Raw genomic sequence first — 9,374 nt, forward strand, 5'->3', positions numbered from 1 at the left:
GGACAGACACGCCCTTCAAGGACGAGGGGAAAGGACATCGCAGGACGCGATTCATCAGGACGATGAAAAGGAACACAGGGAATAGGGAAAAAATGTGGGCGGGTCAAACCGCCCCTTTTTTTGTCTGCAAAAAAGCAATCCCGGAAAAGCAAAAAGGCCCGCAAGGGGCCTTTTTATTGAACGCGGGGCAGATCAGCGTTCGAGGTCTTTGATCTTGCCTTTGACGCCATCCCACTCTTCGGCATCCGGCATCGATTCTTTCTTCTCGGTGATGTTCGGCCAGATCTCGGCCAGCTCGACGTTCAACTGAATGAACTCCTGCATCTCCTCCGGAACTTCGTCCTCGGAGAAAATGGCTACGGCCGGGCATTCTGGTTCGCACAGGGCGCAGTCGATGCACTCATCCGGGTGAATGACCAGGAAGTTCGGGCCTTCGTAAAAGCAGTCCACCGGACAGACTTCTACGCAGTCGGTGTACTTGCACTTGATGCAGTTGTCGGTGACGACGAAGGTCATTTCTAATTTTCTCCTCAGGCGGCGGCAGCGTTGCCCCTTCACGGTTGGGGTCGCCAGGTTCGGGAGCGATGCCTGCTGGCCAGGCTATTAGCCAGCAGCATCCCAAACCGCGCGAGATTCTAACAGCTTGAAGCCGTTTGCGTTATATCCGCTTCTTCAGTGCTTATATCCGGTTCTTCAATGCATAGAGCATTTCTAGCGCACGGCGTGGCGTCATGTCGTCGATATCCAGTTTAGCCAACTCATCCAGTACCGGATGCGGCAGGCTGGCAAACATGTCGCTCTGTTGTGGCGTGGCCGGTTTACCTTTGGCGGCTGGTTTCGGTGCCTCATGCGGCAATGCCGTATCTTCCAGGCGGCTCAAGTGCTCGCGGGCACGCACGATCACTTCGCTTGGCACACCTGCCAGTTGTGCAACCGCCAAGCCGTAGCTTTGGCTCGCAGGCCCCGGCAGCACATGGTGCAGGAACACGATGCGCTCGTTGTGCTCGGTGGCGTTGAGATGCACGTTGGCCACCAGCGGCTCGGCTTCCGGCAGAACAGTCAGTTCAAAATAGTGAGTCGCGAACAGCGTGTAGGCACGCAGGTGCGCCAGACGCTCAGCCGCCGCCCATGCCAGCGACAGACCGTCGAAGGTGCTGGTACCGCGGCCGACTTCGTCCATCAGCACCAGACTGCGCTCGGTCGCGTTGTGCAGGATGTTGGCGGTTTCGCTCATTTCCACCATGAAGGTCGAACGGCCACCGGCCAAGTCATCGCTGGAACCGATCCGGGTGAAGATCCGATCGACCAGCGACAGTTCGCAACTGGCAGCCGGCACGAAGCTACCGATATGCGCCAACAGCACGATCAGAGCAGTCTGACGCATGTAGGTGGATTTACCGCCCATGTTCGGGCCAGTGATCACCAGCATGCGCGTGTTGTCATCCAGACTCAGGTCGTTGGCCACGAACGGCGTGGTCAGCACTTGCTCGACCACCGGGTGGCGACCCTGGGTAATGCGCATGCATGGCTCGCTGACAAAACGCGGGCAGTTCAGATCAAGGTTCAGCGCACGTTCGGCAAGGTTGCTCAGCACGTCCAGTTCGGCCAGTGCGCCAGCGGTGTCCTGCAACGGCGGCAACTGGCTGATCAGATCTTCCAGCAGCGCCTCGTAGAGCATCTTCTCGCGCGCCAGGGCGCGGCTCTTGGCGGATAGCGCCTTGTCTTCGAACTCTTTCAGTTCCGGCGTGATGAAGCGCTCGGCGCCTTTCAGCGTCTGGCGCCGGATGTAGTCTGCCGGAGCCGATTCCGCCTGTTTGCTCGGCAACTCGATGAAGTAGCCGTGAATGCGGTTGTAGCCGACTTTCAGGTGGGACAGGCCGGTGCGGGCTTTCTCCCGCGCTTCCAGATCGATCAGGAACTGCCCGGCGTTTTCGCTCAGCGATTGCAAGTCATCCAGTTCGCTGTCGTAACCGGTCTTCAGGACACCGCCATCACGGATTACCGCAGGTGGGTTATCGATAATGGCTTTTGCCAGCAGCGCCGCCAGTTCCGGGTAAGTGCTGGTGGTGGTTGCCAGGCCTTGCAGGTGCGGCGCTTCGAGATCGGTCATTGCCACTTGCAGTTCCGGCAGCGCGCCGAGGGCATCACGCAGGCGCGCGAGGTCTCGTGGACGGGCATTGCGCAGGCCGATCCGCGCAAGAATGCGCTCGATGTCGCCGATTTCCTTGAGCTGCGGTTGCAGCTTTTCGAAGCGGTAACCGTCGAGCAGGCAGGTGATCGAGGTCTGGCGCGCCAGCAATACAGTCAGATCGCGCAACGGACGGTTCAACCAACGGGTCAGCAAGCGGCTGCCCATGGCGGTCTGGCAGCGATCGACGACTGATTGCAGGGTGTTGTCGCGGCCACCGGCCAGATTGGTGTCGAGCTCCAGGTTGCGCCGGCTCGCGCCGTCCAGTACCACGGTGTCGTCGAGACGTTCGTGGCGCAGGCTGCGCAAGTGGGGCAGGGCGGTGCGCTGGGTTTCCTTGGCGTAGGCCAACAGGCAACCGGCGGCGCCGATGGCCAGGGTCAGGGTTTCGCAGCCGAAGCCTTTCAGGTCTTGTGTGGAAAACTGCTGGCAGAGACTTTTCAGCGCCGAGTCACGCTCGAAATCCCACGGCGCACGACGACGCACGCCACGGCGTTTTTCCGCCGGCAGATCCTTCGGCCAATCGTCCGGGATCAAAAGCTCAACCGGATTGACGCGCTCCAGTTCCGCCAGCAGGTTTTCCCAGCCCTTGATCTCCAGCACGGTGAAGTTGCCGCTGGTGATGTCCAGCACCGCCAGACCGAACAGACGCTCGTCACCCAGTAAAGCAGCAATCAGGTTGTCGCGGCGCTCATCCAGCAGCGCCTCGTCGCTGACCGTTCCCGGCGTGATGATTCGTACAACCTGGCGCTCTACCGGGCCTTTACTGGTGGCCGGGTCGCCAACCTGCTCGCAGATCACCACCGACTCGCCGAGCTTGACCAGTTTCGCCAGATACCCTTCCGCCGCGTGGTAAGGAATCCCGCACATCGGAATCGCCTGCCCCGCCGACTGCCCGCGCGCTGTCAGAGTGATGTCCAGCAACTTGGCTGCCTTCTTCGCGTCTTCATAGAAGATTTCGTAGAAATCGCCCATGCGATAGAACATCAGCTGATCCGGGTGCTGGTTCTTCAGGCGCCAGTACTGCTGCATCATCGGAGTGTGGCTTGAAAGGTCTGTCATACGCGGGGTTCAGCTCTACCTGTCTATTTGACAACTCACATCTGTCTAATACTACAGGGATTTTTTCGGCATTGTTGGCGGCAGTCCTACGTTGATTTTGCGAAGGCGCAGATAACGTTGCGTCATCTTGGCGTCTGTGTGCCCGCCGAGCTTCTGCGCATCGTTGCCTTGGTCGTCGGTGTCTGTAAGGGACTTCGCGCGCAGGTCATGAAGTGAAGCATCCTCGACGCCAGCCTTCTTGCAACTGATCGCAAATGCATCTTTGACCGAGCTGTAATGAACAGGCTTTCCGCCGCGCGGAGAGCAGAAAAGTGTGAGGCCACGTATCTTGCGAGTAAGCGCCTTAGTTCGTGCAATCAGCGCTTCAAGATCGGGAGTCATTTGAACGATAAGTTTGGCGCTGGTCTTTTCTTGTTTGAACGCTATTCCGTCAGCAGTTATATCGGCAAGTCGAATAGCAAGAACGTCACCAATGCGCTGCCCAGTCAGATAGCACATCTCATAAATCACACGCATATTTTCGCTTGAGTTGGCGCAGATCACTTCGAATTCGGCGTGAGTGATGTAACGGTCTCGTTTGTGTTCGGGGTGACGTTTAACACCGATGCACGGATTTGAATCGACCAGCTGTTTTTCCAAGGCGTAATTGAACACAGCGCGCAGAACCGAGATTACTCGATTCGACATATTGGGCGTGCTCGCCCCGTGCATTTTCAGGGCGACAACATGCCGCTGCATAACTTCCCTCGGCTCGAAGTCGGCGAACGTCTCTTTGAGCTGTTCGCAAGCGGCCTCGTACTGCGTAATGGTGTTGGGCTTGAGCTTTGGCTTCACCCGGTTGCGCATGTGCTCGAGCGCGTCATCAATCAGCTTCGGCATTCCGCCCTGGCTGCCCTTGTCGAGCAGCTTGGCGTACTCAGCGAGCGAGGCTTGAAAGTCCGAGCCCAAGCGCTTCCATTTGCCTTTGCGCACCAGGTAATAAGCGCCATGCTTCTCGTACATGCACGCCGGCAGGTGCCGGTCTTTCTTGCGAGGACGCATCTGTATTCACCTCACCCCAGCCGAAGTTCCGGCTCCTTCCTTGATTGAACTCCACCCATCCTGCCAATGACAACTTGGCGTAGGACTTTCGGGTGCCCATCCCCACCGACTGCAAAGCCATATCTTTCGGCTGTAAGCCACCGTATTTGCGCTGCCGGCCGCTTGTAGCCGGTCAGGTCTGCAACCTCTTCAGGCGTCAGAAACATAACCGCCCCCTTCGTGTCGCGACACGATTTCTTGATTTGCGTTTTGTGTCGCGTCACGCCCATGCGTCACGCGAGCTTGAAATGCCACGCCTTCCCACTTACCGGCCATTCCACGGATGTGGTGCCGATCAACGTGCGGGCGATGTGGCTTACTTGCGAACAGTCTGGCGCAGGCGGCGAACCGCTCGGCTTCGCCTTCCGAGTCGACCAGCCCCTGGTGCTCCGTCGAGTTGACCTTGATCCAACCGTCTTTTGTTTTTCCGTGGTCGCTGGTGCGACTCAGGATGAATCGACGACCGCTGTTCTTGGCACCCACCGATGACTCGTTCAAGTAGTAGGCGATAGCGCCTTGACGAACGCGCAGGATGGTCTTAGCCATGATCGACCTCGTCGCACTTATGCTTCGGTTCTCGCAAGTCACGACGAGCGTTAACGGTGCCAATCACAATGGCTGCGGCTGTCAACAACTTGGCCCGCTGGCAGCCGCTTAGTTTCTCCCATTCCTCGCCAGCGAACTCGGTGCGCGCCTGCAATGCCATGGCTGCGGCCTTGGTATCGCTAGAGCAGAGATGCCCTTCCGCGCTCTTGGCGCGCTGCCTCCAATAACAAGCCCGAAGCGTGAGCTCGTCGATCTCCGCTAGAAAACGAGGCAATGCGTTCACGGCTGCTACTGCTAGCCAGGAGTCGCGTTTGAAGCTGAAGCTGGCCCATGGAATTTCTTTCGCCCATGGCTCCCCGACTTTGAACGGTTGACCGGGAGAACAGATGCCGCCCATGCTCTGTGCTGTTTCTGCCCACTGACCTGGCTTATGCTCGGCCTTCTCGATCGCCAGCAGCAGCTCTGATTTCAACTTAGTCAGATCGGCACTCATACGCGACCTCCTGCAATGAGTGCCAGTTCGGCCACTAGCGCATCGGTGCGCCCGTAGAACTTGCCGGTGTCTTCGTTCACGAAGCGTTCGATCACGCTGGCCACCGCCGCCGAATTGGAAAGTCCTTGCACATCCGCGGCTGCTGCTGGCGAATCAGTCGATGGGGCGTGCACGAAGGCACCGGTCTTGATTGGCAGGGTGCGTACCGGCCGAACAGCCTTTTCCTTGCTCGTCCAGTTCGTGTCCGGCGTGCACCAAGGCAGCATGTGAAGACACCAGGCACTGCCGGCGGATGACTTCTGCGTGCTCGACCAGTACTCCCGCAATGCGAATGCCTGGGCTGGCCCGCCAGCGCCGTCGGCGGGCCAGTGCTTGTCCCAAGGTTCGAGCTGCAGCAGGTTGGCTCGCATCAGCTGCAACTCCTCGATCGCCGGGATGTGCCAGCCCCGGTGCCCACGGATCGACATGGTCAGCACCTTCTGCGCGATCGCGCTTCCTGCCTCGGCCATCGCTCGGGTGTTGGCCAAGCCATCGTGGTATGACTTGCTGGCGCGAACATTCAGTCGCGGGCCGGACCGGTCCCACCATTGCGCGGGCTGCTCGAACTCTCGGCCGGCATCAATAAGGGCGTGCTCAGCGCCATCAAAGAACAGTCGCCCAGCGTAGAAGCCGCCGGCGAACGGCTGGCCGATGGCGGGCAGCGCTGTGGGCGAGATTGCTTGGCGCTTGATCATTGAAGACCTCCGGCGACGGGTGCGGCCGCTATGAGTGCGTCGACCTTGTTTTGCAGTCGTTCGATTTCACCCGTCAGCACCAGCACCGCTTTGGGGTTCGCTCCAGCAATGAACGCGGCGTTGGCCCGGCACTGTTCATCGGTCTTCACCAAGCAGTTGGCGAAGGCGCCAGCAATACGCCCGCCGCCGCGCCGACCATTTGCGATGTAGGCGTGGGTGACGCTCCCGTGTTCGTTCACGTAATCGCCATCAGTGACCCATGGCCCGGGCGTCGCGGCCTTCGCCAGCATCGCCAGATCGGCGGCGAGCTTCTGGGCTGCATTTGGCTTACTCATCGCGATCGCCTCCCGACTCACTTACTGCCCGCAACTTCAGCGAGATCCCGCAGGCGCCGGCCAACTTGGCCAGCTCGCTGACTGTGGTGCTGGGTTCTTGCAGAGCCTGGCCGAAGCGAACTAGGCGTGAGCCAAGGTTTGCGAACTCGTTGCCCTGGCCTTTAACGATCACTGCGCCTTCTGGAATTATGGTCATAGCTGGAACCTCTCGACCTGTGGGAGCGGGGCGGCCACCAACGACGCCTTTACTTGGTCTGAACTGGCTTGAGATGCCCGACCTGCATGATTAGAGGGGGTGGCCTGCTCTGGGAGCGAACTATCCGGCAAGCAACTGATTCCGGTGTTGTTCAAGATCCAGCAAGTCACGCCGCGTTGGCTGTCGTGTTGGACGCTGATGACCTGCTCGCTGGCGATGGCTTGGCCGGCGATCAGCAGCAAGGCGGCGATGATCATTGCTCGCATGGGGGGTTCTCCATCAGGTTGCCGGCCGAGTAACCGAACACCTCTGCTTCGGTACCGAGCGCCTTCTGCCCATATGGCAGGTGCGCTATCAGTGCCTGGGCGTCGTTCAGGCTCGGTAGCTTGAACACGACAGTGAGGAAGGCCGGCTCGGCGTTGACCATTCGGACGCGGTCGTCGATGTGCATCGGCTGTTGATCAACCGGCAGCTTGCCGAGGTGATCCTCGATGAATTGGGCATGGGCTTCCGCCGGGCTCATTACCGGCTTTTTAGGGATGCCTGCCTGAATGCGCTGGTGAATTTCCTCACGGTGTACTGCGACCGACTCCGGCGCGGATATCCCGATGCGCGCTTGCTGTCCAGTGATACCCAAAACAGTGACGCTGACGTCATTGCCGATACGGATCGTCTCGCCAGATCGGCGGGTAAGAATCAACATGGTCCTGCTCCTTGAGAGCGGCGGGGCGGTTGGACCGCCCGGCCGATTATTTGGTCTTCGACTTTCCCGCCATCAGCACCACCAGCAGCAAGGCGACCAGCACCAGGTCGCCCACCATTGAAATGATGCGACTCGCCGAGTCGACGAAGACGACGCCACCAGCGAGCCCGTAGGCTGCCAGCGAACGCGCCTTACTGCCGAGGTTGGCCAGCATGGTTACAGGTGGTCTTTCAGGTTGAGCCCGAGGAGCTTCGCGCTACGCTCCAGCGCCGTCAGTTCGGCCGGCTCGATCTCACCGTCAGCCTCGGCAACGGTCAGCATCACGTTGAGTACGGTCAGAGCTTCGGAGGGGGAGTGCGCCAGGTCGCCCAGTTCCTTTTCAGCGTTCTGCCGAAGGATGCGGGCGCCGGATTTGAAATCGGTCTTGGCGCGGTCGATGGTGTTGGACAGCTCCGCGCCGAAACCTTGCAGGGCCGGGTTGTTGCTGAGGATGGTCTCGATTTTGGATAGCTCGCTGTCTTCGAGGTCGCCGTCAGCCGCCGCGACGTAGATGCTGCCGTAGACGACTGCTTCCATCAGGTCGCGGTTCGCCAGCTTCGCTACTGCTGCGCGGGCTTGGCCAGATTTCTTGCCGAACAATTTGCTTAACATGAGGTGAATCCTCTTTCGTGGGTTGGGTGAAGCTTTTTAAGGCCGATCGAATCCCGGCCGCGGTTTTGGCTTTCGCGAAAAATCAGATTGGGTTAAGCGGTGAGGGCGACCTCAATGCGGCGCACGGCCACGCGGGTTTCGACGCGGCGCTCACCACTGCCTCGGCGAACACGAAGCGCTGGGTCTTCCGCCATCGAAGCGTGTACAGCCAGGATCATTGCCAATACAGCCGCTGGTGAGATCAATCCCCGCTTGAAGGCCTCGGCCACCAATGCAGCGCGCCGGGTAACACCGAGTTTCGTAGTGAGTGCCAGCAGGCGTTTATCGATCGTGTCTGGAGCGACCCCGAGATCACGCGCCACTTCCTTCGAAGTCCGCCCGGCTGCAACAGCCAGCAGGCACTCCAGCTCACGAGGAGCTGCACCACGACCGAGGAAGCCTGTAAAGCCGTGTGCGGTGATGGTTGGGGTGATCATTTGGGTAGCTCCATGCAAGGCTGCGATGGAACAAAGTTACCCTGAGGTTATTTTTAAAGCAACACCTGTAGGTTATTTTTTATTTTGCGGGCGAAAAAAAACCGCCGTTTGGCGGTTACCTTCGAGAGGTGGGCATTACCTCGCGTACATCGCCCACCAAAATACATGGCCAATAAAGCGCATCTCTTCATTGCCTAGCTCGGCAAATGTGTAGTCCTCATCGGGGTGTTCTTCACGGTTAAAGCTCCTCAATCGGATGCCGGTCGGCAATCGATAGACCTGCTTTACGCGAAGCTGGCCGTTGTGACTGATCGCATACAGTTCACCATCGACTACCTCGCCGATCGAGCTCTTTCCAATATCCACCCCTACAGTGGCTCCATCCCTGAGGATCGGTAGCATGCTGTTGCCCCGAACCTTCACGCACCGAGCTTGATCAAACTGAACACCACTTTTCCTCAAGTCCCGCTTGCTGAAGCGCAGCGCTGCATCCGTGCTTTCCTCAACAGAGAACCTTCCTGATCCGGCGGACAACTCGACTTCCCGAAGGAACGGGACAGCAACCTCATCCGCGCTTACGGGAGTGTTTTCATCCCAAGCGTCCATCGGCTGCAAGCCAAATTCGTCTTCATGCTCCGGGCTACTTGCGCCTGGTGCGAGGGGTTGGCCAGATGTTGCGCTTCTGTCCACGTCGAGCCAATTGAGAGGTAAAAGAAGCTTGCTCTCAATATCTCGCGCCACCCTTTCGCCTATGCCTTTGCGGTGGCTGGGATTATCAGTTAGGCAGCGCGAGAGGTAACTGGCGGCGCGGTCAACAGCCTCGGCCAGCGCTGCGATCTTGCCGTTAAATTTCTCTTTAACCAGCAATCGCAGGTTTTGACGACGAACTTCGAAAATATCCATGCGATCC

At 59.0% G+C, this 9,374-nt stretch carries 14 protein-coding genes and 1 pseudogene; all 15 read right to left on the reverse strand.

What is annotated here, in order from left to right:
- Nucleotides 1–192: 192 nt before the first annotated feature.
- On the reverse strand, nt 193–516 hold the full coding sequence (fdxA, locus tag ACA043_RS05750; protein WP_054047139.1) for a ferredoxin FdxA: 324 nt from the start codon (nt 514–516) through the stop codon (nt 193–195).
- A 163-nt stretch (nt 517–679) separates the two neighbouring features.
- Complete coding sequence (gene mutS / locus ACA043_RS05755) at nt 680–3,250, reverse strand: DNA mismatch repair protein MutS (RefSeq protein WP_497658764.1); 2,571 nt, start codon at nt 3,248–3,250, stop codon at nt 680–682.
- 51 nt (nt 3,251–3,301) lie between these two features.
- Nucleotides 3,302–4,291 (reverse strand): tyrosine-type recombinase/integrase, encoded by a 990-nt coding sequence (locus ACA043_RS05760; protein ID WP_497658765.1) that lies wholly within the window; start codon nt 4,289–4,291, stop codon nt 3,302–3,304.
- An 11-nt stretch (nt 4,292–4,302) separates the two neighbouring features.
- Nucleotides 4,303–4,497, reverse strand: coding sequence for a DUF4224 domain-containing protein (locus ACA043_RS05765; protein WP_123587084.1), 195 nt, complete (start codon nt 4,495–4,497; stop codon nt 4,303–4,305).
- Complete coding sequence (locus ACA043_RS05770; RefSeq protein WP_497658766.1) at nt 4,481–4,876, reverse strand: hypothetical protein; 396 nt, start codon at nt 4,874–4,876, stop codon at nt 4,481–4,483. Before ACA043_RS05770 ends, ACA043_RS05765 begins: the two co-directional genes overlap by 17 nt.
- On the reverse strand, nt 4,869–5,369 hold the full coding sequence (locus tag ACA043_RS05775; protein ID WP_497658767.1) for a hypothetical protein: 501 nt from the start codon (nt 5,367–5,369) through the stop codon (nt 4,869–4,871). Before ACA043_RS05775 ends, ACA043_RS05770 begins: the two co-directional genes overlap by 8 nt.
- Nucleotides 5,366–6,103, reverse strand: a complete 738-nt coding sequence (locus tag ACA043_RS05780; RefSeq protein ID WP_497658768.1) for an Lcl C-terminal domain-containing protein — start codon at nt 6,101–6,103, stop codon at nt 5,366–5,368. Before ACA043_RS05780 ends, ACA043_RS05775 begins: the two co-directional genes overlap by 4 nt.
- Nucleotides 6,100–6,438, reverse strand: coding sequence for an ead/Ea22-like family protein (locus ACA043_RS05785; RefSeq protein WP_497658769.1), 339 nt, complete (start codon nt 6,436–6,438; stop codon nt 6,100–6,102). Before ACA043_RS05785 ends, ACA043_RS05780 begins: the two co-directional genes overlap by 4 nt.
- Nucleotides 6,431–6,634 carry a hypothetical protein gene (locus ACA043_RS05790; protein ID WP_497658770.1) on the reverse strand — a complete coding sequence of 68 codons (204 nt, stop codon included), beginning with the start codon at nt 6,632–6,634 and terminating at the stop codon, nt 6,431–6,433. Before ACA043_RS05790 ends, ACA043_RS05785 begins: the two co-directional genes overlap by 8 nt.
- The gene (locus ACA043_RS05795; RefSeq protein WP_497658771.1) at nt 6,631–6,900 is read right to left on the reverse strand and encodes a hypothetical protein; all 270 of its coding nucleotides are present in this window, start codon (nt 6,898–6,900) and stop codon (nt 6,631–6,633) included. Before ACA043_RS05795 ends, ACA043_RS05790 begins: the two co-directional genes overlap by 4 nt.
- Before the next feature lie 260 nt (nt 6,901–7,160).
- Nucleotides 7,161–7,337 (reverse strand): annotated as a pseudogene (csrA, locus tag ACA043_RS05800) (carbon storage regulator CsrA); the annotation flags it as partial.
- Nucleotides 7,338–7,383: 46 nt separating this feature from the next.
- Nucleotides 7,384–7,551: a DUF3927 family protein gene (locus ACA043_RS05805; RefSeq protein ID WP_497658772.1), complete on the reverse strand. Its 168-nt coding sequence runs from the start codon at nt 7,549–7,551 to the stop codon at nt 7,384–7,386.
- A gap of 2 nt (nt 7,552–7,553) precedes the next feature.
- Nucleotides 7,554–7,988: a tellurite resistance TerB family protein gene (locus tag ACA043_RS05810; protein ID WP_497658773.1), complete on the reverse strand. Its 435-nt coding sequence runs from the start codon at nt 7,986–7,988 to the stop codon at nt 7,554–7,556.
- A 92-nt stretch (nt 7,989–8,080) separates the two neighbouring features.
- Complete coding sequence (locus tag ACA043_RS05815; protein WP_497658774.1) at nt 8,081–8,464, reverse strand: LuxR C-terminal-related transcriptional regulator; 384 nt, start codon at nt 8,462–8,464, stop codon at nt 8,081–8,083.
- Nucleotides 8,465–8,599: 135 nt separating this feature from the next.
- The gene (locus ACA043_RS05820; RefSeq protein WP_497658775.1) at nt 8,600–9,367 is read right to left on the reverse strand and encodes a S24 family peptidase; all 768 of its coding nucleotides are present in this window, start codon (nt 9,365–9,367) and stop codon (nt 8,600–8,602) included.
- Nucleotides 9,368–9,374: the final 7 nt, after the last annotated feature.

The sequence above is a fragment of the Pseudomonas sp. LBUM1648 genome (genome assembly GCF_059716145.1).

Excerpts from the sequence above, each read along its gene's own strand:
- fdxA (WP_054047139.1), bottom strand. The coding sequence starts at position 516 with ATGACCTTCGTCGTCACCGACAACTGCATCAAGTGCAAGTACACCGAC.
- mutS (WP_497658764.1), bottom strand. The coding sequence starts at position 3,250 with ATGACAGACCTTTCAAGCCACACTCCGATGATGCAGCAGTACTGGCGC.
- ACA043_RS05760 (WP_497658765.1), bottom strand. The coding sequence starts at position 4,291 with ATGCGTCCTCGCAAGAAAGACCGGCACCTGCCGGCGTGCATGTACGAG.
- ACA043_RS05765 (WP_123587084.1), bottom strand. The coding sequence starts at position 4,497 with ATGTTTCTGACGCCTGAAGAGGTTGCAGACCTGACCGGCTACAAGCGG.
- ACA043_RS05770 (WP_497658766.1), bottom strand. The coding sequence starts at position 4,876 with ATGGCTAAGACCATCCTGCGCGTTCGTCAAGGCGCTATCGCCTACTAC.
- ACA043_RS05775 (WP_497658767.1), bottom strand. The coding sequence starts at position 5,369 with ATGAGTGCCGATCTGACTAAGTTGAAATCAGAGCTGCTGCTGGCGATC.
- ACA043_RS05780 (WP_497658768.1), bottom strand. The coding sequence starts at position 6,103 with ATGATCAAGCGCCAAGCAATCTCGCCCACAGCGCTGCCCGCCATCGGC.
- ACA043_RS05785 (WP_497658769.1), bottom strand. The coding sequence starts at position 6,438 with ATGAGTAAGCCAAATGCAGCCCAGAAGCTCGCCGCCGATCTGGCGATG.
- ACA043_RS05790 (WP_497658770.1), bottom strand. The coding sequence starts at position 6,634 with ATGACCATAATTCCAGAAGGCGCAGTGATCGTTAAAGGCCAGGGCAAC.
- ACA043_RS05795 (WP_497658771.1), bottom strand. The coding sequence starts at position 6,900 with ATGCGAGCAATGATCATCGCCGCCTTGCTGCTGATCGCCGGCCAAGCC.
- ACA043_RS05805 (WP_497658772.1), bottom strand. The coding sequence starts at position 7,551 with ATGCTGGCCAACCTCGGCAGTAAGGCGCGTTCGCTGGCAGCCTACGGG.
- ACA043_RS05810 (WP_497658773.1), bottom strand. The coding sequence starts at position 7,988 with ATGTTAAGCAAATTGTTCGGCAAGAAATCTGGCCAAGCCCGCGCAGCA.
- ACA043_RS05815 (WP_497658774.1), bottom strand. The coding sequence starts at position 8,464 with ATGATCACCCCAACCATCACCGCACACGGCTTTACAGGCTTCCTCGGT.
- ACA043_RS05820 (WP_497658775.1), bottom strand. The coding sequence starts at position 9,367 with ATGGATATTTTCGAAGTTCGTCGTCAAAACCTGCGATTGCTGGTTAAA.